The 22,194-nt window shown below is 73.9% G+C and carries 18 protein-coding genes; 10 read left to right on the forward strand and 8 right to left on the reverse strand.

The annotated features are described in order from the left end of the window. Positions 1-108 precede the first annotated feature (108 nt). A complete protein-coding gene (locus AC061S_RS09470; protein WP_478685397.1) occupies positions 109-4,893 on the reverse strand; it encodes an aminotransferase class I/II-fold pyridoxal phosphate-dependent enzyme in 4,785 nt (1,594 codons plus the stop codon). A 111-nt stretch (positions 4,894-5,004) separates the two neighbouring features. After that, positions 5,005-7,260 (reverse strand): MMPL family transporter, encoded by a 2,256-nt coding sequence (locus AC061S_RS09475; RefSeq protein ID WP_478685398.1) that lies wholly within the window; start codon positions 7,258-7,260, stop codon positions 5,005-5,007. Positions 7,261-7,551: 291 nt separating this feature from the next. On the opposite strand from AC061S_RS09475, the gene AC061S_RS09480 reads away from it, so the two are divergent. The 5 genes from AC061S_RS09480 to AC061S_RS09500 all read left to right on the forward strand — a co-directional run bounded on the left by AC061S_RS09480 (position 7,552) and on the right by AC061S_RS09500 (position 12,670). Further along, a complete protein-coding gene (locus tag AC061S_RS09480) occupies positions 7,552-7,995 on the forward strand; it encodes an SRPBCC family protein (protein WP_478685399.1) in 444 nt (147 codons plus the stop codon). 172 nt (positions 7,996-8,167) lie between these two features. After that, positions 8,168-9,001, forward strand: a complete 834-nt coding sequence (locus AC061S_RS09485; RefSeq protein ID WP_478685400.1) for a M55 family metallopeptidase — start codon at positions 8,168-8,170, stop codon at positions 8,999-9,001. 1 nt (position 9,002) lies between these two features. Continuing rightward, a complete protein-coding gene (locus AC061S_RS09490) occupies positions 9,003-10,358 on the forward strand; it encodes a M20/M25/M40 family metallo-hydrolase (protein ID WP_478685462.1) in 1,356 nt (451 codons plus the stop codon). After that, positions 10,358-12,403, forward strand: coding sequence for a prolyl oligopeptidase family serine peptidase (locus AC061S_RS09495; protein WP_478685401.1), 2,046 nt, complete (start codon positions 10,358-10,360; stop codon positions 12,401-12,403). Before AC061S_RS09490 ends, AC061S_RS09495 begins: the two co-directional genes overlap by 1 nt. Positions 12,404-12,436: 33 nt before the next feature. Then, the gene (locus AC061S_RS09500) at positions 12,437-12,670 is read left to right on the forward strand and encodes a LapA family protein (protein ID WP_243341673.1); all 234 of its coding nucleotides are present in this window, start codon (positions 12,437-12,439) and stop codon (positions 12,668-12,670) included. Between the two features lie 106 nt (positions 12,671-12,776). Here AC061S_RS09500 and AC061S_RS09505 read toward each other — a convergent pair whose 3' ends face one another. After that, on the reverse strand, positions 12,777-13,520 hold the full coding sequence (locus AC061S_RS09505) for a hypothetical protein (RefSeq protein WP_478685402.1): 744 nt from the start codon (positions 13,518-13,520) through the stop codon (positions 12,777-12,779). A gap of 34 nt (positions 13,521-13,554) precedes the next feature. Between AC061S_RS09505 and AC061S_RS09510 the strand changes: the two genes are divergently transcribed. Together AC061S_RS09510 and AC061S_RS09515 are read left to right on the forward strand one after the other, a co-directional pair. Further along, positions 13,555-14,154, forward strand: coding sequence for a GNAT family N-acetyltransferase (locus tag AC061S_RS09510; protein ID WP_478685403.1), 600 nt, complete (start codon positions 13,555-13,557; stop codon positions 14,152-14,154). A gap of 4 nt (positions 14,155-14,158) precedes the next feature. Then, positions 14,159-15,058 carry an arginase family protein gene (locus AC061S_RS09515; protein WP_478685404.1) on the forward strand — a complete coding sequence of 300 codons (900 nt, stop codon included), beginning with the start codon at positions 14,159-14,161 and terminating at the stop codon, positions 15,056-15,058. A gap of 64 nt (positions 15,059-15,122) precedes the next feature. Here the strand turns inward: AC061S_RS09515 and AC061S_RS09520 are convergent, their stop codons facing one another. Next, the gene (locus AC061S_RS09520; RefSeq protein WP_478685405.1) at positions 15,123-15,674 is read right to left on the reverse strand and encodes a DinB family protein; all 552 of its coding nucleotides are present in this window, start codon (positions 15,672-15,674) and stop codon (positions 15,123-15,125) included. A 113-nt stretch (positions 15,675-15,787) separates the two neighbouring features. On the opposite strand from AC061S_RS09520, the gene AC061S_RS09525 reads away from it, so the two are divergent. Next, on the forward strand, positions 15,788-17,758 hold the full coding sequence (locus AC061S_RS09525; RefSeq protein ID WP_478685406.1) for a DUF5107 domain-containing protein: 1,971 nt from the start codon (positions 15,788-15,790) through the stop codon (positions 17,756-17,758). A 15-nt stretch (positions 17,759-17,773) separates the two neighbouring features. Here the strand turns inward: AC061S_RS09525 and AC061S_RS09530 are convergent, their stop codons facing one another. From AC061S_RS09530 to AC061S_RS09540, 3 genes are all read right to left on the reverse strand, one after another. Continuing rightward, positions 17,774-18,310, reverse strand: a complete 537-nt coding sequence (locus AC061S_RS09530; RefSeq protein ID WP_478685463.1) for a dihydrofolate reductase — start codon at positions 18,308-18,310, stop codon at positions 17,774-17,776. A 32-nt stretch (positions 18,311-18,342) separates the two neighbouring features. Beyond that, positions 18,343-19,140 carry a thymidylate synthase gene (locus AC061S_RS09535; protein ID WP_478685407.1) on the reverse strand — a complete coding sequence of 266 codons (798 nt, stop codon included), beginning with the start codon at positions 19,138-19,140 and terminating at the stop codon, positions 18,343-18,345. 61 nt (positions 19,141-19,201) lie between these two features. Beyond that, positions 19,202-19,657: a nuclear transport factor 2 family protein gene (locus AC061S_RS09540; RefSeq protein WP_478685408.1), complete on the reverse strand. Its 456-nt coding sequence runs from the start codon at positions 19,655-19,657 to the stop codon at positions 19,202-19,204. 152 nt (positions 19,658-19,809) lie between these two features. Here AC061S_RS09540 and AC061S_RS09545 point away from each other — a divergent pair, with 152 nt between their 5' ends. Both AC061S_RS09545 and AC061S_RS09550 read left to right on the forward strand, forming a co-directional pair. Beyond that, on the forward strand, positions 19,810-20,379 hold the full coding sequence (locus tag AC061S_RS09545) for a PadR family transcriptional regulator (protein ID WP_478685409.1): 570 nt from the start codon (positions 19,810-19,812) through the stop codon (positions 20,377-20,379). Continuing rightward, entirely contained in the window at positions 20,366-21,163 is a 798-nt protein-coding gene (locus AC061S_RS09550; protein ID WP_478685410.1) for an SGNH/GDSL hydrolase family protein, read from the forward strand. Before AC061S_RS09545 ends, AC061S_RS09550 begins: the two co-directional genes overlap by 14 nt. Positions 21,164-21,181: 18 nt before the next feature. On the opposite strand, the gene AC061S_RS09555 is transcribed toward AC061S_RS09550, so the two are convergent. After that, entirely contained in the window at positions 21,182-22,018 is an 837-nt protein-coding gene (locus tag AC061S_RS09555) for a class I SAM-dependent methyltransferase (RefSeq protein ID WP_478685411.1), read from the reverse strand. Positions 22,019-22,194: the final 176 nt, after the last annotated feature.

Raw genomic sequence — 22,194 nt, forward strand, 5'->3', positions numbered from 1 at the left:
GCGGGGCGGCCTCCGTGGCCTCCGTGCACTGCCACCTCCGCGCTGGGCGAGCAGCCGTTCCGCCGCCCACTCGGCCTGGCGGCAGGCCGAATGGGCGGCGGCGGGGGTTCACGCGGCGGCGGGGGCGGCGGTGGCCGCGGACGCGGCCGGCTGACGCAGTTCGCGCTCCAGGAGTGTCACGGCCCGGCGGATCTGGTCGGGCGTGTGGTCACAGGTGATGAAGAAGCGCAGCCGGGCCATTTCCTCGGGTACGGCCGGGTAGAGGATGGGGTTGACGCTGATGCCCTGCTGGAAGAGGGCCTCCGCGAGCTTCAGGGTCTTCAGCGAGTCCCCGACGATGCACGGGACGACCGGCGTGTCGTGGCTGTCCCCGACGTCGATGCCCGCCTCGCGCGCCAGGCGGACGAACAGCGAGGCGTTGTCCGCGAGACGCGTGACGCGCTGCGGCTCGGCGCTCAGGAGGCGCAGGGCGGCCAGGGAGGCGGCGGTGTCGGCGGGGGTCATGCCGGCGCTGTAGACGAAGCCCGGCACGGTGTAGCGCAGGTACTCGACGACCGCGCGGCTCCCGGCGACGTAGCCGCCGCAGCTGGCCAGTGCCTTGGATAGCGTGCCCGACCACAGGTCGACGGCCGAGCGCTCGATGCCGTGGTACTCGCCGATGCCCATGCCCGTCGAGCCGATCGTGCCGATGCTGTGGGCCTCGTCGATCATCAGCAGCGCGCCGTGGCGGTGCTTGACCTCGATGAGTGCGGGCAGGTCGGCGATGTCGCCGTCCATGCTGTAGACGCCCTCGATGACGATGAGCACCCGCCGGTACTGGTCGCGGACCTGGCCGAGCAGCGCGTCGAGTGCGGCCGCGTCGTTGTGCGGGAACGGCCGCCGGGTCGCGCCGGAGAGCTTGCAGCCCTGCAGGATGCTGTCGTGGGCGAGGGAGTCGTGGAGGACGAGGTCCCCGGGGCCGATGAGGTGCCCGATCACGGTGACGTTGGTGGCGTGTCCGTTGGCCAGGGTGATCGCGGATTCGCATCCGAGCCGCTCGGCGAGTTCCGTTTCGAGTTCCAGGTGGAGCGGGCGGCTGCCGGACAGCAGCCGGCTGGCGGACACCGAGGTGCCGTAGCGCTCGACCGCCTCCTTGGCGGCCGCCTTCACCTTCGGGTCGGTCGCCATGCCCAGGTAGTTGTAGCTGGAGAAGGAGACGAGTTCCCGGCCGTCGATGACCGTCGTGTCCGTCATGCCGCCTTCGTGGACGAGGAAGTACGGATTGGCGAGTCCCAGCCCGGCGAGCGTGCCGATCCGCTCACCGTGGGCGGCGACCTCCGGGAAGCGGTCGATCCGCGTGTGCTCCTCCGGCGCGGCCGGGTGGTTGGTCGGCCGGTCCGGGGGCGTCGGGACCACGCGCAGGCGGGGGGAGTCCGCCGCGGGCGGCTCGTGAGCCACCACGGCCGGCGTCAGGTCGGCGGACGCCGTCGGCGGGGTCCCGTCACCGTGTCCGGCGCGCTGCCCGGGGACGGCCGTCGCCGCCGTGGCCTCCGGGCAGTCGCCCGTGATCAGCGCGGCGAGCCGGGCGACGGTCGGCCGGTCGGCGGCCCGCTCGTCGAAGGTCCACTGCGGCCACTGCCGCGCGAGGGAGGTGAGGAGGTCGGTCAGCATCAGCGAGTCGAAGCCGAGGTCGTCGATCAGCAGCTGGTCGTCGCTCAGCTGCTCCACCGGGAAGGCGCTGATCCGGGCCACCTGCGCGAGCACGGCGTCGGTGACCTCGTCGGTGACCTCGTCGGCCACCGCGCGCGGGGCGGGCGGGTCGGCGGGGGCCGCGGCGGGGGCCACGGACTCCTCGAAAGCCGCGGCCGCGGGTACGGCGGGTACGGCGGGTGCGGTGGGCACCGGCGCGGGGAGCGTCCCCGTGAGGCGGGCGAGCAGTTCCGCCTGCTGCTGGACCAGCTGGAGCAGTTCGTCCATCGGGGCGTGCGTCGGGGCGTCCATCGAGGTCTCCTCGGGCTGTGCGGGTTCTACGGGCTGCACGGGCTCGCCGGACCGGACGGGCCGCGGCGGGAGGGAGGCGGCGGCGGGGTCCTGCTTCGCGGCGCGCCTGGCCGGCACCCAGTAGGACTGGGTGGCGAGCCCGGCCACCGGCAGGTCCAGCAGCCGGCGGTCCTCTTCGGGGATCAGGGCGCGGGGGTCGACGGGGGCGCCCAGGACCGCGAGTCGGGCAAGGGCCAGGGTGAAGGTGTGTCCGTTGTCGGGTTCCTCTCCGGCGGCGGGGACGATGTGGATGTCGCCGTGGCCGGTGAGGTTGCGGCGGGCCGAGGTGAGGAGCGAGGTGCCCCCCGTCACCTGGAGGAAGATGCGGGCCCCCTGGTCGTAGGCGGTGCGGACGGCGTCGCCGAAGAGGACCGGGGCGGACGCGTGTCGGGTCCACAGGGCGCGCAGCTGGTCGGGGTCGGTGCAGACCTCGGCGTTCACGGACGAGACGAACGGCAGGACGGGGCCGGCGATCGGGCGGGCGGTGAGGCCCGAGCGGATGGTGTCCTCGACGGCGGCCAGGTGCGGGGAGTGGAAGGCGTTGGACACGTCGAGCGTCGCGGTGACGACCCCGGCTTCGGCGCAGGCCTTGCGCAGGGCGGCGAGGCCTTCTGCCGTGCCGCTGACGACGATCTGTCGCGGCTGGTTGAAGCAGGCGAGCCAGACGCCGTCGATCCCGTCGACGAGCCGGAGGCAGGTCTCCTCGTCGGTCTGCACGGCGAGCATCCCGCCCCCCGGGAAGCGGGCCTCGGCCTGGCGGAGGGTCGCACCCCGGTGGACCAGCAGCCGGACCGTGTCCACGTTGGTGAGCGCTCCGGCGGCCGCGGCCGCGGCGAACTCTCCGGCGCTGTGGCCCAGGGCGAGGTCGGGGGTGATGCCGCAGTCGGCGAGGATGCGGGTGGCGGCGATCTGGACGGTGCCGAGCAGGGGCTGGCATACCTCGGTGGAGGCGAGCCGCTTCCTGAGTTCCTCGGTGTCGCCGTGGGACTGGGCCTCATCGCCGTACAGGAGGTCGGCCAGGTCGTAGCCGAGGTCGGCGCGGGCCACGGCGCTGAGGACGCAGATGGCGGAGCGGTAGGCGGGGAACCTGTCGTGGAGGTCGCGCATCATGCCCGGTCGCTGGCTGCCCTGGCCGGGGAAGAGGAAGGCGATGCGGCGTTGTGCGGCGGGCAGGGGGGCGTCGGCGGCGAAGGCGCCGTCGCCGAGGTCGCCGCGGGTGCCGGCGAGGAGCTGCTCACGGGCGTGGCGCAGGCGTTCGGTGAACGTGTTCGTGTTGGTGGCGACGACCGCGAGTCGGGCGGTCAGTGGTTCGCGGGAGCCGAGGGTGTGGGCCACGGCGGCCAGCGGGGCACGGTCCGCCGTGTCGAGTGCGTCGAGTACGTCGCCGATGTGCTGGTCCAGCAGCTCGGCGTTGCCGGCCGAGAGGAAGACGAGCTGGGGTCCGGTGTCTCCGGCGTCTTCGGTGCGGTCCGGGAGATGACCGCGTACCGGTTCGGGGCGCTCTTCCAGCACCACGTGGACGTTGGTGCCGCCGAAGCCGAACGAGCTGACGGCGGCGCGTCGCGGGGTGCCGGTGTCCGGAAAGGGCCGCGTGGTGTCGGCGAAGCGCAGGCCGGCGGCGGAGATGCCCAGGTCGGGGTGGGGGGTGGTGGCCGGCTGCGGGACGATCGTGCGGTGGTGGACGACCAGGGCCGTCTTGATGAGTCCTGCGATGCCGGCCGCGGCCAGGGAGTGTCCGATGAGGGCCTTGCCCGCGCCGAGGTAGCACAGGGCGGGGTCGTCGTCGGGGTACTCGGTGCGCAGTCGGCGCAGGGCCTCGGCCTCGGCACGGTCCCCGGCGGCGGTGCCGGTGCCGTGGGCTTCCAGGAAGCCCACGGAGGACGGGGCGACGCCGGCGTCGTCGTAGGCCCGGCGCATGGCGCGGAGCTGGCCTTCGGAGGTGGGGACCAGGGGGCCGGGGGAGGCGCCGTCGTTGGCCGAGCCGATGCCCTTGATCACCGCGTAGACGCGGTCGCCGGCGGCGAGGGCGTCGGCGAGGGGCCGTATGACGACGACACCGGCGCCTTCGCCGAGGACGAAGCCGTCGGCCTCGGCGTCGAACGGGCGGCACACGCCGGCGGCGGACAGGGCGCGGAGTCGGGAGAAGCCGACCAGGCTGTCGGGGGTGAGGTTGAGGTACACGCCGCCGACGAGGGCGGTCCGGCAGCTGCCGGACCGCACCTGGGCGATGGCCTGGTCGAGGGCGACCAGTGAACCGGAACAGGCGGCGTCGACGGCGAAGCTGGGTCCGCCGAGGTCGAAGTGGCGGCTGACGGTCCCGGCCGCCATGTTGAGCAGGCTCCCCGGCAGGGTGAAGGCGTCGATGGTGCCGAGCTGCCGCGCCCGCTCCCTGGCTGCGTCGGCGGTGTCCCCGGTCTCGGCGCCGTCGTCGGCCGTGTGCGCGTGCTCGGCCAGGGTGATGGCCCGGAGGGGGGCCGTCATGAGGTCCTTGTAGTCGGACACCGATATTCCGAAGAACACCCCGGTGGTCTCGCGGTCGAAGTCGCCGCGGCCCATCCCCGCGTCGGCGAGCGCCTCGCGGCTGACGTCGAGCATCAGCCGGTGCTGCGGGTCCATGGCCCGGGCGCGAGCGGGCGGCACCCCGTAGTGCGCGGCGTCGAAGCGGTCCAGGTCCTCCAGGAAGGCGACCTGGTCGGTGTACGAGGCGTTGGGTGCCGACCGGTTGCCCGGCTCGTGGAAGGTCCCGTGGTTCCAGCGTTCCCCCGGGACGGCGGAGAACTGACGCTCCGCGCTCATCAGGAGCTTCCAGTAGGCGCGGATGTCGGGGGCGGCGGGAAAGCGGCAGCCGAGTCCGACGATGGCGATGTCAGTCATGGGTCTTCCTTGTCGTAGCGCCCTGGACGGACGGCGGCCGGGGCTGGGCGGGGCTGGAGGGGCTGGGCGGGGCTGGAGGGAGCGGGACTGGACGGGGGGAGCGCCAGGTGCTCAGCGGCGCGCGTGGGCGTGGGCGTGGGTACGGACGACGGTGCGGCTCGGGGAGCAACGGCCCGGGGCGCACCGCCTCGCGGTGACCGGTGGCGGCCGGGGCGCCGGCTGGGGCGCTTTGGCCCTCAGCGCCTTCGGTGCCCACCAGTTCAGGCCGCCCGCCAGGCGCATGAGCGCCGGTACGAGGACGCCCCGCACGAGCGTGGCGTCGAGGAGGACGCCCAGACCCGCGCCGATGCCGAAGAACTGCAGGAGGGAGACCTGGGAGGTACCGAAGCTCAAGAGGGTGAACGCGAGCAGGGCGCCGGCCGTGGTGACGATGCCTCCCGTCCGGGCGATGCCCGTGACGATCGAGTCGGTGTTGTTCGCCCCGGCGTCGTGCGCCTCCTTGATCCGGGCCAGGACGAACACCTCGTAGTCCACCGAGAGCCCGAAGAGGATGCAGAACAGCAGCACCGGCATGGTCGTGCTGAGCGGTCCGGGCGTGAACCCGAGGAGGCCGCTCAGATGGCCCGTCTGGAAGATCCACACCATCACTCCCAGGACGGCTGTCAGGCTCAGGGCGTTCAGCGCGATGGCCTTGAGCGGCAGGAGCAGGCTGCGCGTGAAGCCGAAGAGCAGCACGAACGTGGTGCCGGTGATCAGGGCGAGCGCCAGCGGAATCCGGTCCCCCACCGTGTCCTTCGCGTCGACCAGTACCGCGCTCGGTCCGCCGACCAGGACCTCGGTGCCCGCCGGGGCGGGGGTCGCGCGGACGTCGTGCACGAGCTGCTGGGCCGCCCGCGAGCGGGGGTCGACCCGCGGCACCACGGAGAGCTGCACCGGACCGTCGCCCCCGGGCCCGGCGACCGGGGAGACCCCGGAGACTTCGGAGACCTGGGCGACCTGGGGGAGCGCGGACAGCCTGCGGACGTAGTCCTCCCGCGCCGACCGGGGCGCCGTGCCCGTCACGGAGACGGTGAGCGCGTCGGCGCCCTTCATGTCGAACGCGTCGCGCACCAGGTCACCGGTCTGCCGGCTGGCCGCGCTCGTCGGCAGCGCCCGGTCGTCGGGGGTGGCGAAACCGGCGTGCGCGAACGGCGCGGCGAGGACCACCAGCAGGCCGATCACCGGCAGCGCCGCGAGCAGCGGGCGGCGGACGACGATCCGCGCCAGCCCCTCCCAGAAGCGCGATCCGGAGCCCGTACGGGCCCGGCGGCGCCACGGCACGGGCCAGGCGTTCACGCGCTTGCCGAGCAGCGTGAGCAGAGCGGGCAGGACGGTCACGGCGCTCACGGCGGCGATGGCCACCACGGCGATGCCCGCGTAGGCGAAGGAGCGCAGGAAGTACGGCGGGAACACCAGCAGCGTCGCGAGCGCGGCGCAGACCGTCGCGGCACTGAAGGCGATCGTGTGGCCGGCCGTGCGCACGGTCCGGATGGCGGCCGTCCGCGGGAGGTACCCGGCGGCGAGCTCCTCGCGGAACCTCGAGACGATCAGCAGCCCGTAGTCGATGCCCAGCCCCAGGCCGAGCGCCGTGGTGAGGTTCAGCGCGAAGACGGACACGTCGGTGACGGAGCCGAGGACGCTCAGGACCAGCAGGGTCCCGGCGATGGCGAGGACTCCGATCAGCAGCGGCAGCGCGGCGGCCACGACGCTGCCGAACGCCAGGACCAGCAGGATCAGGGTGCCCGGCAGCACGACGGCCTCGGCCCGCTTCAGGTCGGACTCCGCGATGTCCTGGAGCTCGGCGTCGGTGAGCGCCGACCCTCCCACGTGCACGGTCAGGGCCGGCTCGCCGCCCAGCCGCAGGTGAGCGCCGTGGGCGCCGGCGGCGGTCAGCTCCTCGCTCAACCGTTCGACCCGCGCGCCGAGCTGTTCGCCCTCCCCGTCCACGTGCGCGACCAGCATGGCCGCGTGGCCGTCCCGGCTGCGCAGTTCCGCCGCGCCGCCGGTCCAGTACGAGGTCACGGCGCTCACGTGCGGCTGGGCGGCGAGCCGGCGGGTCAGCTCCTCGCCCTCGCTCCGGGCCGCCGGGCCGTCGACGGAGCCGTCGCGGGCCTGCGCGACGACGACCAGGTTGGGGGAGGCCCCCAGGCGCTCGGCGGCCGCGCGGGCGGCGCGGCTGGACTGCGACCGGGGGTCGTCGTACCCCTGCGTCTTCAGCCGGCCGGTGGCCTCAGCGCCGAACACGACGGACAGTGCGAGGAACACGAGGGCGGCGAAGAGGACGAGTCCGGGACGGCGGGTCACGAAGACGCCTGCGCGACGGGACATCGGGGTCTCCGATCCGGGTGGCGGTTCGTCCCGCTCTGGTGCGGGACGGCGGATTTCCACCGTGCCCCGGTCGGGGACGGGGCCGTAGCCCCGGCTATTCGTTACTTGACAGGAGTCCTCCGTACGTCTCCGTCGCCGTTCCCCTCCACGTCCCGGCCCCTCGGCGTTGTCGGCCTTCCCTGCGACAGGTCACCCGGATTTGGGCGCCCGCGCCGGAGGTGGTTGGCTTGGCGCGACGGGCGATCACCACGCTTGGAATCGCTTGGAATCACAACTGTTGGAGGAGTAGCCATGGCGCAGGTCGAGGCCACCACGGAACGCATCATCGGGGCGGACGCGGAGACCGTGTTCGACGCGCTGGCCGACTACACCGGGACCCGGGGCAAGCTGCTGCCCGAGCACTTCAGCGAGTACGAGGTGCGCGAGGGCGGCGACGGCGAGGGCACCCTCGTCCACTGGAAGCTCCAGGCCACGAGCAAGCGGGTCCGCGACTGCCTGCTGGAGGTCACCGAGCCCACCGACGGCCAGCTCGTGGAGAAGGACCGCAACTCCTCCATGGTCACCACCTGGACGGTCACCCCGGCGGGCGAGGGCAAGTCCAAGGCCGTCGTCACCACCGTGTGGGACGGCGCGGGCGGCATCGGCGGCTTCTTCGAGCGCACCTTCGCGCCCAAGGGCCTGGCCCGCATCTACGACACCTTCCTCGCCAACCTGGCCGCCGAAGTCAAGGGCTGAGCAAGGCCGTTGCCGGTGGGGCCGGGGACCGGGCCTCACCGGATCGGGTGAAACGACCCCTCCCCGCTCCGGGGAGGGTGAAGGCGTGCCGCGGCGCGGGCGTGGCCCCGGGGCCCGCGAGGGCCGGAGGGCTAGGGTGGGGCCCCAGCGCTACCGACCGCCCGGGGGCCCGATGAAGATCCTCATCTCCGCCGACATGGAAGGCGCCACCGGCGTCACCTGGCCCGCCGACGTGCTGCCCGGGACCCCGCAGTGGGAACGCTGCCGGACCATGTTCACCTCCGACGTGAACGCCGCCGTCCTCGGGTTCTACGACGCGGGCGCCGACCAGGTCCTCGTCAACGAGGCCCACTGGACGATGCGCAACCTGCTGCTGGAGCGGCTCGACGCCCGCGTCGAGATGCTCACCGGCCGCCACAAATCCCTCTCCATGGTCGAGGGCGTCCAGCACGGCGACGTCGACGGCATCGCCTTCGTCGGCTACCACACCGGCGCCGGAGCCGAGGGCGTGCTCGCCCACACCTACCTCGCCAACTCCATCACCGGGGTCTGGATCAACGGGACCCGCGCCAGCGAGGGCCTGCTCAACGCGCACGTGGTCGCCGAGTACGGGGTCCCGGTGGTCCTCGTCACCGGAGACGACCTGACCTGCGCCGACGCCGCCGGCTACGCCCCGGACGCGGTGACCGTCGCCGTCAAGGACCACGTGTCGCGCTACGCCGCCGTCTGCCGCACCCCGGCCCGTACGGCCGCCGACATCCGGGCCGCCGCCAAGGAGGCCGCGGCCCTCGCCGTCCGCCACGAGCCGGTGCGCGGGGGGCCGTTCACGGTGGAGGTGGAGTTCGACGCCGAGCACCTGGCGATGGCCGCCACGGTGGTGCCCGGGGTCGAGCGGGCGGGTGAGCGTAGGGTCGGGTACACCAGCGGGACGATGTACGAGGGGATCCGGACCTTCAAGGCGGTCACCACGATCGTCTCGGCAGCGGTGGAGGAGCAGTATGGCTGACATGTCCGAGCCGGGCGCCCACGCCCCCGTCGACAGCACCCCCGTCGACCGGGTGGCGCTCGACGAGGCCGTCGAGTTCACCTCCGGCCTGATCCGCATCGACACCACCAACCGCGGCGGCGGCGACTGCCGGGAGCGCCCGGCCGCCGAGTACGTCGCCGAGCGGCTCGCGGACATCGGCCTGGAGCCCGCGCTGCTGGAGCGCACCCCGGGCCGCACCAACGTGGTGGCCCGGATCGCGGGCACCGACCCCACCGCCCCCGCCCTCCTTGTCCACGGCCACCTCGACGTGGTCCCGGCCGAGGCCGCCGACTGGAGCGTGGACCCCTTCTCCGGCGAGGTCCGGGACGGGGTGGTCTGGGGCCGCGGCGCCGTCGACATGAAGAACATGGACGCGATGGTGCTGGCCGTCGTACGGGCCTGGGCGCGGGCCGGCGTGAAGCCCCGGCGGGACATCGTGATCGCCTACACCGCCGACGAGGAGGACAGCGCGGTCGACGGCTCGGGCTTCCTCGCCGACCACCACCCGGAACTCTTCGAAGGCTGCACCGAGGGCATCAGCGAATCCGGCGCCTTCACCGTGCACACCGCCCCCGGGCAGACCCTCTATCCGATCGCCGCCGGGGAGCGCGGCACCGCCTGGCTGAAGCTCACCGCGACCGGCACCGCCGGACACGGCTCCAAGCCCAACCGGGCCAACGCGGTCAGCCGGCTCGCCGCCGCCGTCGCCCGCATCGGCGAGCACGACTGGCCGGTCCACCTTACCGACACCGTCACCGCCTGCATTACCGAACTCGCCGCCCTGCAGGGGATGTCGGTCGACCCGCGGGCCCCCGGATTCCAGCTCGACCAGATCCTCAACAAGCTCGGCCCGGCCGGCGCCCTCGTCGACGCGACCGTCCGCAACAGCGCCAACCCGACCATGCTCAGCGCCGGTTACAAGCTCAACGTCATCCCCGGCACCGCCACCGCGTACGTGGACGGCCGGATGCTGCCGGGCGGCGAGGCCGAGTTCACCGCCACCCTCGATGAGCTCACCGGCCCCGACGTGCACTGGGAGTTCCACCACCGGGAGGTGGCCCTCGAAGCCCCCGTGGACGGGCGGACGTACGGGATCCTGCGCGAGTCCGTCGAGGCCTTCGACCCCGAAGGCCACGTGGTGCCCTTCTGCATGGCGGGCGGCACCGACGCCAAGCAGTTCTCCCGGCTCGGCATCACCGGCTACGGCTTCTCCCCGCTCAAGCTGCCGCCCGGCTTCGACTACTGGGCCCTCTTCCACGGAGTGGACGAGCGGGTGCCCGTCGACGCCCTGCACTTCGGGGTCCGCGTCCTCGATCGCGCCCTGCGCGCCCTGTGATGACCGCGCGGGGCGACGGCACCGCCCCCTATGGCAGTTGGCCCTCGCCCATCGGAGCCGCGCTCGCCGCCTCCCTCGACGGGAGGCCCGAGTACCTCGGCGCGATCGGCGCCGAGGTGTGGTGGACGGAGCCCCGGCCGACCGAAGGAGGCCGCCGCGCCCTGGTCCGCCGGCCCGCGGACGGCGGACCCGCCGTCTGCGCGCTGCCGGCGCCGTGGAACGTGCGCAGCAGGGTCACCGAGTACGGCGGCCTGCCCTGGGCGGGCGCCGAACGGCCCCTGGGCGGACCGCTGGTGGTCTTCGTCCACTTCGCCGACCAGCGGCTGTACGCGTACGAGCCGGACGCGCCCGGCAGCCCCGCCCCGCGGGCCCTGACCCCCGTCTCGGCGGTCGGCGGCGGGCTGCGCTGGGCCGATCCGGTGCTGCGCGATGGTGAAGTCTGGTGCGTGCTGGAGGAGTTCACCGGAGCCGCGCCGACCGAGGTGCGCCGGGTGCCGGCCGCCGTACCGCTGGACGGGTCGGCCGCCGAAGACCGCTCCCGAGTAAGGGAGTTGACCGACGACCGGTACCGGTTCAGCACCGGCCCCCGGCTTTCCCCGGACGGGCGGCAGGCGGCCTGGCTGGTGTGGGACCACCCCCGGATGCCGTGGGACGGCACCGAGCTCCGGCTCGCCGAGGTCACCCCCGACGGCCGGCTCGCGGACCCCCGTACCGTGCTCGGCGGACCCGAGGAGGCCGTCGCGCAGGTCGAGTGGACCACCGGCGGAAGCCTCCTCGCGGTGAGCGACCGGGGCGGCTGGTGGAACCCGTACCGGGTGGACCGGGACACGGGCGAGGCCGTCAACCTGTGCCCCCGGGAAGAGGAGTTCGGCGGGCCGCTGTGGAAGCCCGGCCTGCGCTGGATCGCGGCGCTCCCCGACGGACTGGTGGCCGTCCTGCACGGCCGGGGCTCGTCGGTGCTCGGCGTGCTCGACCCGGAGAGCGGGGACCTGGTCGACGCGGCCGGTCCGTGGACGGCCTGGCAGCCCACGCTCGCCGTCAGCGGCGGCCGGGTCTACGGGGTCGCGGCCAGCCCGCGCAGCGCGTACGAGGTGGTGGAGCTGGACACGGTCACCGGGCACGCCCGGGTGGTGGGCGGCCGCGGCATGCCGGGGGCGGACAGGGGCGCGGGGGCCGGCGGACCGGGACCGGGACCGGCCGACCGGGCCGACCCCGCGTACTACCCGGAGCCGCAGAGCAGGACCTTCTTCGGCCGGGGCGGCCGGGAGATCCACGCCCACGTCTACCCGCCGCACCACCCCGTGCTGCGCGCCCGGGCCGACGAGCTGCCCCCGTACGTGGTGTGGGCGCACGGCGGCCCCACCGACCACGTGCCGCCCGTACTCGACCTGCACATCGCCTACTTCACCTCGCGCGGCATCGGCGTCGTCGAGGTCAACTACGGCGGCTCCACGGGCTACGGGCGCGCCTACCGGGAACGGCTGCGCGAACAGTGGGGCGTCGTCGACGTGGAGGACTGCGCCGCCGTGGCACGGGCCCTGGCCGCCGAGGGCACCGCCGACCCGGACCGGCTCGCCATCCGGGGCGGCAGCGCGGGCGGCTGGACGGCGGCCGCCTCGCTGGCGTCCACCGGCCTGTACGCGTGCGCGGCGATCATCTACCCCGTACTGGACCTGGCCGGCTTCGCCGCGGAGACCCACGACCTGGAGTCCCGCTACGTCGACGGCCTCGCCGGACCCCCGCAGACCCTGGCCCTGCGCAGCCGCGAGCGCTCCCCGGTGGCCCTCGCCGATCGGATCACCGCGCCGTTCGTCCTGCTCCAGGGCCTGGACGACCCGGTCTGCCCGCCCGCGCAGGCGGAGCGGCTGCTGGCCGCGATGCGCGGGCGCGCGGTACCGCACGCCTACGTGGCCTTCGAGGGCGAGGGGCACGGCTTCCGGCGCGCCGACACGATGGTCCGGGCACTGGAGGCGGAGCTGTCCCTGTACGCGCAGGTGTTCGGGTTCGAGCGGGCGGACATCCCCCGTTTGGCCCTGTCCGACTGAGCCCCCGGGCCGCCGCGAGCAGACGATGGGGCCATGAGCTCCCACACGTCCAAGAACCGCGGCAAGGGTCGCGGGTCGATCACCCCGGGCCGCGCCGGCATCGCCGCGCTCGCGGTGCTCACCCTGGTGTTCATCTTCGAGAACACCCGCTCCACCAAGATCCGGCTGCTGATCCCGCAGGTGACGATGCCGCTCTACGTCGCCCTCCTGATCGCGGCGGTGCTGGGCGGGCTGTGCGGGGCGTACTTCGCCCGGCGGCGCAAGTAGCGGGCCCGCTACTCGGCCCGTGGCGGGCCCGTGCCCGGGAGACCGGGGCCGGGCGGTCGGCCCGAGTGGACCCCGACGCGGTCGGGCCGAGTGGACCCCGACGCGGTCAGCCGGAGTGGACCCAGACGCGGAGCGGGCCGATGGCGGTGAAGCCGTGGCGCAGCGCCGTGTCGAGGTCGTCCCCCGACTCGTAGCCGACGATCCCCAGGCCGGGCCAGAGCGAGGCGGCCAGGGTCAGCGCGCCCCTCCAGGCCTCGTCCTCCGGGGTTCCGTCCGCGCTGAACACGTTGGAGATGCCGACCACCTCGCCGGTGCGGTTGGCGGCGGCCCCGGCGAGGATCCGCCCCTCGGGGTCCCGCCCCGCGAGGAAGGCGATGTCCCCGGTGTGCCCGGCGCCGTTCGCGGCCTCCTCCGAATCCCCCGTGAGCAGCCCCGGGTGGAACAGGCCGGTGCTCTCCTCGCCGTCCCAGGCCGTCTCCCACGCCGCCAGCTCCTCGGGGCCGGAGATCCGGCTCCAGGCCAGGGCCGGGGCGGCGTCGGGAGCGGACGCCGGGCGGTGGATCCACTCGGCGCCGAAGAGGACCTCGAAGCCGGCCGGAGCCAGGTCGAGCACGGCGAAGCTGTCCTTGACCGAGGCGTGCGGCGCACCGGTGTCGATCCCGGCGAGCAGCGCGGCCGTGTCGGTGTCCCGGGTGAGGGTCACGGCGTCCGGGTAGTAGAGCGGGGTCGGGCGCGGGCTGCTCCAGGCCTCGGCGGTGAAGCCGCCGTCGCGGCAGACCGCCGCGCACCACGCGGCGTTGTTGTACGCGGCCGCGCGGAGGAGTTCTTCGGTGTTCGGGGTGATGATCACATCGGGATCCTGCCACAGCCCCTAGCCTGGGGCGATGCCGTTCTTTTCGTACCTCGCCGAGGGCGGCCGGATCGGGCTGCGGCCCTACCGGCCCACTGACGCGGCCGAGTTCACCGCCCGGGTGCGCGAGAGCCGGGAGCTCCACCACCCGTGGCTGTCGCCGCCCGCGACCGAGGAGGCCTACGAGGCGTACGCCGCCCCGCTGATCGCCGGCGCGGCCGGGGGCGCGGCCGGGGCCGCTGCGGCGGGCAGGGCCGGATTCCTCGTGTGCGAGCGGGAGTCGGGCGCGCTCGCCGGCTTCGTGAACGTCAACAACATCGTCCTCGGCGCCTTTCGGTGCGGCGCGCTCGGGTACGGGGCCTTCGCGCACGCGGCGGGCCGGGGGCTCATGCGGGAGGCGCTCGCCCTCGCCGTCGGCCACGCCTTCGCCGCCGAAGGGCTCGCACTGCACCGGCTGGAGGCCAATATTCAGCCGGGAAACACCGCCTCGATCGCCCTCGTCCGCGGGCTCGGCTTCCGGCGGGAGGGGCTGTCGCCGGACTTCCTCCACGTCGCCGGGGCCTGGCGGGACCACGAACGCTGGGCGATCACGGCCGAAATGCCATGTCCCGGGTCCCCGCATCGCACAGGATGAGTCCATGCGAACCCTCGTGCTCCTCGACGCACCGTCCAACCTCGGGCTCCGCCCCCCGGCCCCGGGCGCCGTGCCCGGTGTGTACAAACTGGCCGGGGCCCTGCGCGAACAGGGCCTGCTGGCTCGCCTCGGCGCGCGCGAGGGCGGGGTGGTCGTCCCGCCGCGCTACGACCGGGGCGACTGGAAGGAGGGTGACGGGGTGTTCCACGCCGGGGCCCTTGCCGCGTACACCGTCGCCCTCGCCGACCGGATCGAGGACCACCTGCGCGCCGGGGAGTTCCCCGTCGTGCTCGGCGGCGACTGTTCCATCCAGCTCGGCGCCTCCCTGGCCATGCGGCGCCTCGGGAGGTACGGAATCGCCGCGATCGACGGCTCCGCCGATTTCCGCCACCCCGGCAACGAGGCCGTCAACGGTCCCGTCGGCGCGGCCGGCGGCGAGGAGCTGGCCCTCGCCACCGGCCGAGGCCAGCCGGACCTCGCGGACCTGGAGGGCCGCGGGCCCTACGTGCGCGACGAGGACGTACGGCTCTTCGGACTGCGCGACGGGGACCCGGACCTCCCCGAGCTGCGCGCCGCCGGGATCTTCGCCGCCACCGTGGGGGCGATCCGCGACCGGGGCGCCGGGCCGGTGGCCCGTACCGCCCTGACGGGGCTCCAGCCCCCGGCCACCGCCGGGTTCTGGGTCCACCTGGACGCCGACGTCCTGGACCCGTCCGTGATGCCGGCCGTCGACAGCCCGGACCCGGGCGGCCTGATCCCCGACGAACTCGCCGAACTGCTCGGCGTGTTGATCAGCTCCCCGCGCTGCGTCGGGCTCAACGTCACCATCTACGACCCGGACCTGGACCCGGACGGGCGCGCCGGAGCCCTGCTCGCGGACCTGGTGGCGGGCGCGTTCGCGTAGGGCCCGGGTCTTTCGGATCGGGGCGGCCGGGCACCCGGCCGGCGCCGGAGCGGGCCGCCCCCGCTCAGAACCCGATCGCGCTGTCGATGCGCTCGCGCAGCAGGTCGGCGTGGCCGTTGTGCCGGGCGTACTCCTCGATCATGTGGATCAGCACCCAGCGCAGCGAGACCTCGCCCCGCCAGCCGTCCTTCCCGGAGACCTCCAGGTCGGGAGCCCGCTCCGTGAACCGCTCCGCGAACTCCACCTCCGCGCGCCACGCCTCCCACGCACGCTCGGCCTCCCCCGGCGCGGACACCGCGCCGTCGAAGTCCCCGTCGGGGTGGGCCGCGGAGGAGAACAGGGCCGGGGCATCCAGCCCGGCCAGCACCTGCCGGAACCAGCGGCGCTCCACGTCCGCGAGGTGGCGTACCAGGCCCAGCAGTGACAGGGTGGACGGCTCCACCGACCGGGCGGCCAACTCCGCACCCAGTCCGGCGCACTTGAGCAGCAGCGTCGCGCGCTGGGCCCCCAGCATGCCGGCAAGCATCCGCCGCTCGTCGCCGGTCGCCGGTCCGGTGAACCGGCTTCCGGACTCGTCCCCGGGGAAGAACTCGCCTCTTCTGCTCACACCGCTCATGCCCTCCATGATCGGCCACCGGTCCGTACGGCAAAAGGCTTTGCGTAATCCTGACCGGTGGCGATCCGCCGAATCCCTGTGCACGGACGGCCGTGGCGTGTTCCATTTCCCTCATGGCCACCACCGTCCGCCGCTCCGTACTGACCCTTCCCGCAGCCCCGTTGGGTCCCGAGAACCCGCTGCCCGCCCTCCGCGAGTCCGGCGGGGTGCACGCGCTGGACGACCGCTCGCGCGAGGGTCTGCCGCGCGACATGGCACGCCAGATCGGGTACGAGCCGCTGCGCTCGCTGCTCCCCGTCCGGATCCGGGACGGCTACCAACGGCAGCGCACCGAGCGGGACTTCGAGACGATCGTCATCGAGAACGCGCATCTGCGCGCCACCGTCCTGCCCGGTCTCGGCGGCCGGATCCATTCGCTCGTCCACCTCCCCTCCGGACGCGAACTGCTCTACCGCAACCCGGTGTTCCAGCCCGCCAACTTCGCGCTGAACGGCGCCTGGTTCTCCGGCGGCATCGAGTGGAACCTCGGCGCCACCGGCCACACCACGCTCTCCTGCGCACCCTTGCACGCCGCGCTCGTCCCGGCGCCCGACGGGGGAGTCATGGTGCGGCTCTGGGAGTGGGAGAGGCTGCGCGACCTGCCCTTCCAGGTGGACCTGTGGCTGCCCGAGGACTCGGAGTTCCTCTACGTCGGCGTCCGCGTCCGCAATCCGCACGAGCGGCCCGCGCCCGTCTACTGGTGGTCCAACATCGCCGTGCCCGAGGAGCCCGGCACCCGCGTCCTGGCCCCGGCCGACGAGGCCTGGCACTTCGGGTACGAGCGCTCCCTCCGGCGCATCCCCGTACCCGGATGGGAGGGCACGGACCGCACGTACCCGCTGCGCAGCACGTACCCCGCCGACTTCTTCTACGAGGTCGAAGCCGGGACCCGGCCCTGGATCGCCTCCCTCGACGCCGACGGCCGCGGACTCGTCCAGACCTCGACGGCCCGGCTGCGCGGCCGCAAGCTCTTCGTCTGGGGCGCGGGCGAGGGCGGCCGGCGCTGGCAGGAGTGGCTGACCGAGCCCGGCACGGGCGGGTACGCGGAGATCCAGGCCGGGCTCGCCCGGACCCAGCTGGAGCACGTACGGCTGGACGCGGGCGCGGAGTTCAGCTGGCTGGAGGCCTACGGAGCCCTGTCCGCGGACCCGCTCGCGGTGCACGGGGACGACTGGACGGCGGCCCGCGCCGCGGCCGGGGCGGCACTGGAGTCCGCGCTGCCCGGGCCGGCCGTGGACGCGGCGTACGAGGCGTGGCGCGGGTGCGCCGACACCGAACCGGGGGAGCGGCTGGCGGCCGGCTCCGGCTGGGGCGCGCTGGAGGTGCTGTGCGGGGGCCACAAGCTGCCCGGCACGCCCTTCGCGGAGGACACCCTCGACGAGGACCAGGCCCCCTGGCTGGAGCTGTGGCGCACCGGGGTCTTCCCCGCCCCGCGGCGGGTGGCGCCGCCCGGCCCGAGCCTGGTCGCCCCGCACTGGCGGGACATGCTGGAGACAGCCGCGGCCGACCCGCTGACCGAGTACCACCTCGGGGTCGCCCAGTGGCACGCCGGGGACATCGCCCAGGCGGTACGGAGCTGGGAGCGCGGGCTGGCGCTGGCCCCCTCGCGGTGGCCGCTGCTGAGGTGCCTGGCGGTCGCCGACGACCTGGCCGGCGACCCGGCCCGGGCGGCCCGCTGGTACGCCGAGGCCTTCGAGGACCTGACCCAGGAGAGCCGGGGCGGCACGGCCTGGCTGGCCGCCGAATCGGCCCTGGGCCGGGAGGCGCTGGGGTCCCTGCTGGCGGCGGGGCTGCTGGCGGAGGCCCGCTCGGTGTGGGACCGGCTGCGCCCCGCCCTGCGCGAGGAGGGCCGCTTCCGGCTGTCGGCGGCCCGGCTGCTCGCGGCGGAGGGCCATGTGGGCGCGGCCCGGCGGGTCTTCGAAGAGGGCTTCGAACTGCCCGACCTCCGCGAGGGCGAGGAGACCCTCTCGGAGGTCTGGGCCACCCTCACCGACCGCCCGCTGCCGGCCGCGTACAACTTCCGGATGCGCCCGCCGGGGGAGTAGGGGTCGCGCCTGCGGCTACCGGGTGTAGGTGCGGATGCGGTAGCGCAGTCCGGTCACCGAGGACTGCCAGCCCCCGTCCTCGGCGACGGTCCACGCCGGGTCCAGCTCCGGGGCGTGGGTGTCGCCGACCACCAACGCGTCGACCTCGGTCACCGAGAGCATCACGGCGTGGGCCACTGCGGCACGGTAGACCTCTCCGCCGCCGATCACCCAGCACGCGGCGGCGGCGGAGGGGACGGGGACGGCGGGCCGGGGCTGCCCAGCCCGTTCGCCCTGCCCGGCCGCGATCTCCAGGGCCTCCGGGATGGACCCGGCGCGCTCCGCGCCCTCGGCGGTCCATTCGGGATCGCGCGTCACCACGATGTTGCGCCGCCCGGCCAGCGGGCGGAACCGCGCGGGAAGGGAATCCCACGTCTTGCGGCCCATCACCACCGGATGGCCGAGGGTGGTGGCCTTGAAGTGGGCCATGTCCTCGGGCAGCCGCCAGGGAATCCCGTTGTCCGCGCCGATCACACCGTCGGCGCTCTGCGCCCAGATCAGCCCGACGTTCATGCCGACGTTCATGCCGGTGTCCGTGCTGCCGCTCATACCGCGACCGGGGCCTTGATGGCCGGGTGGTGCTGGTAGCCGACCACCTTCACGTCGCCGTAGGCGTAGTCGAAGAGCGAGTCGGCCCGGTGCAGCTCCAGCTCGGGGAACTCGAACGGGGTGCGCGAGATCTGCTCGGTCACCTGCTCGACGTGGTTGTCGTAGATGTGGCAGTCGCCGCCGGTCCAGATGAAGTCGCCCGGCTCCAGGCCGGCCTGCTGCGCCACCATGTGGGTGAGCAGGGCGTAGCTGGCGATGTTGAACGGCACGCCGAGGAACAGGTCCGCGCTGCGCTGGTACAGCTGGCAGGAGAGCTTGCCGTCGGCCACGTAGAACTGGAAGAAGGCGTGGCACGGCGCGAGCGCCATCTTGGACAGCTCGGAGACGTTCCAGGCCGAGACGATCATCCGGCGCGAGTCCGGGTCGCGGCGCAGCGTGTCGAGGACCTCGGTGATCTGGTCGATGTGCAGGCCGTCCGGGGTGGGCCAGGAGCGCCACTGGGCGCCGTAGACCGGGCCGAGGTCGCCGTTCTCGTCGGCCCACTCGTCCCAGATCGTGACGCCGTGGTCGCGCAGCCAGCCGACGTTCGACTCGCCGCGCAGGAACCACAGCAGCTCGTACACGATCGACTTGAGGTGCACCTTCTTGGTGGTCACCAGGGGGAACCCCTGCGAGAGGTCGTAACGCAGCTGGTGCCCGAAGACACTCCGGGTGCCCGTGCCCGTCCGGTCGGCCTTCGCCGTCCCGGAGGTGAGCACCAGCTTCAACAGGTCTTCGTACTGGGTATCCGCCACGGGCACCGAGTCTACTGGGCCGCCGCCGGAGGTCGGGTCAGCCGGCGCCTCGGCCTGCCGCTCAGCCGGCCGCCGGCGCCGCCTCGACCAGGCCGTCGGCGATCAGCCCGGCGAGGACCGCCTCGCCGACGGCCAGGACCGCCGTCTGGGGGCGGATCATCACGGTGATCTCGCTGATCAGGCCACCGGGCGCGAGGTGCAGCATGTCGATGCCGTGCACCTGCCGGCCGTTCACGGTGGTCCGGAACGGCAGCACGGTCGCCGGTCCCTCCGGCCCGTCGGACGCGTCCGCCCCGGACTGGACGCCGCCCTCGAAGCGGCCGACGTAGCGGAAGTCCTCGAAGGTGCGCAGGAGGACGCGGAAGAGGGCCAGTACGGCGGGCTTGCCCTCGAAGGGCTTCGACTTCACCGGGCTGTTGAGCCGGACGTCCTCGGTGAACAGAGCGTCCAGTGCGGCCAGGTCCTGACGGTCGACGGCGGCGCGGAACCGGTCGGCCGTGCTCGTGTCCGTGGTCATGAGGACTCCTTGATAGTCACCGATGTGATTAGTCAGTTTCTTGACTATCATGGCCCGGGCGGCCTTGAGAAGACACGTCCTGGAAAGACACGTCCTGAGAAGTCACGTTCCTGAGAAGACGCTGCCGCGCACGATCCCGAGGAGACCGACCGATGGCTTTGCGCCACGCCGTACTGGCGGCGCTGCTCGACGAGGAGCTGAGCGGCTACCAGCTGGCCAAGGCCTTCGGCACGGGCGTGGCCAACTTCTGGCACGCCCTGCCCCAGCAGCTCTACGCCGAGTTGGCCAGGCTGGAGCGGGAAGGGTTCATCGCGGGCCGCGAGGTGGTCCAGGACACCCGGCCGAACAAGCGGCTGTTCCAGGTCACCGACGCCGGACTGGCCGAGCTGGAGCGCTTCACCGCCGCCGAGACCAAGCCCTGCGTCATCCGCGACGACCTGCTCGTGAAGGTCCAGGCGGCCGAGTACGTGGACGCGGGGGCGCTGATCGCACAGCTCGCGGAGCGGACCGCGTTCGCGACGGCCAAGGAGGCGCTGTTCGAGAAGCTGCTGCGCTCGATGCGCGGCGAGCGCACGGAGGAGGAGTTCCTGCGCCACGGCGCACGCATCGGCCCCTACCTCACCTGCCTGCGCGGCTTGGAGTTCGAGCGGGCCAACCGGGCCTGGTACGAGCGCACCACGATCATTCTGAACGAGAGGCGGGCATCCCGTGGAGAGCAGTGAGCAGCGGCGGCCGACCCGGTACGTGGCGCTCGGCGACAGCCAGAGCGAGGGCGTGGGAGACGGGGACGACCGCACCGGACTGCGCGGGTGCGCCGACCGGCTCGCCGAGATGATCGCGGTGCACGAGCCCGATGTGCTCTACGCCAACCTGGCCGTGCGGGGCCGCCTCGCCGCGGGGGTCCGCGAGGGGCAGCTCGGGCCGGCCCTCGCGCTCCGTCCCGACCTGGCCACCGTGGTCGCCGGGGTCAACGACGTGCTGCGGCCCCGGTTCGACGCCGACGAGGTCGCCGGGCACCTGGAGGCGATGTTCGCCGCGCTCACCGCGCAGGGCGCCCGCGTCGCCACCGTCACCTTCCCCGACATCGCGAAGCTCGTCCCGATCGCCAAGGGGGCGGCCCCGCGCGTCACCGCGCTCAACGAGCGGATACGCCGGGCGGCGGAGCGGCACGGGGTGGCCGTCGCCGACTTCGCCCGCCACGAGGCCTCCACGGACCCCCGGATGTGGAGCGCGGACCGGCTGCACGCGGCGCCGTCCGGCCACGCGATGATCGCCGCCGGGGTCGCGCACGCCCTGGGGCTGCCCGGCAGCGACGAGGCGTGGACCCGCCCGCTGCCCGGCCCGCCGCCCGCCGCCCCGGCGGGCCTGCGGGGCGTCGCCGGGGAGCTGCGGTGGGCCGTGGGCTTCGCCGGGCCCTGGATCGGGCGGCGGCTGCGCGGGCGCTCCTCCGGAGACGGCCGCACGGCCAAGCGGCCCGAGCTGCTCCCCGTACGCCTGGCTGCCTGAGTCGGGCGGCCCCCTGCGTCAGGCGCGGCAGATGATCTCGCCGTTCAGGACCGAGAACCAGGCGTCCGGGGCCGCGCCCCAGGCGTGCCAGGCGTCCGCGACGGCGGCCAGCTCCGCCTCCGTCGCGTGTCCCCCGGCGGTCGCGATCCCGGCGTAGGACGAGGCCGTCGTGCGGTCCGCCCACATGGCCGACCACCACGCGGCCTCCTGCTCGGTCGCGTAGCACCAGGAGGTCGCCGTGCAGGTCACGTCCGTGAAGCCGGCCGCCCGCGCCCACGCGCGCAGGCGGCGTCCGGCGTCCGGCTCGCCGCCGTTGGCGCGTGCGACCCGCCGGTACAGGTCCAGCCATTCCTCCAGCCCCGGAGTCGCGGGGTACCAGGTCATCGCCGCGTAGTCCGCGTCCCGAGCCGCGACGATCCCGCCCGGCCGGCACACCCTGCGCATCTCGCGCAGCGCCTGCACCGGATCCCCCACGTGCTGCAGTACCTGGTGGGCGTGGACCACGTCGAAGGAGTCGTCGGGGAAGTCCAGCGCGTGGACGTCCGCCGTGGCGAACTCGATGCCGGTCAGCCCGCGTTCCTTCGCGTACGCGGCGGCCTGCTCGACCACGTCCCGCGCCGCGTCCACCGCCGTGACCCGGCCCTGCGGTCCCACCAGCTCCGCCAGGTCCGCCGTGATCGTGCCCGGACCGCAGCCCACGTCCAGGACGGTCATCCCCGGGCGCAGCTCGCCGATCAGGTACGCGGCGGAGTTCTCGGCGGTGCGCCAGCGGTGCGAGCGCAGCACCGACTCGTGGTGACCGTGGGTGTAGACCGCGGTCTCGTGCGCGGGCTCCGTGGCTTCCGTCGTGTTCATGGGACCTGGCTCCTTCGTCGTTGAAGTGCTGTCGAGGCGTTGGTCTCACCGTAAGGGATCAGTTCGCCAGGTGAGATATGCGTTTTGACATGTGGACAGCAGTCGTGTGCGGCAAGGGGGTTGGGTGAGTGGGTGGCACGTCGGGGCAGGGGCGAGGACAGTGAATCCGGGGGAAC

It is taken from the genome of Streptomyces sp. CA189, from assembly GCF_056428985.1.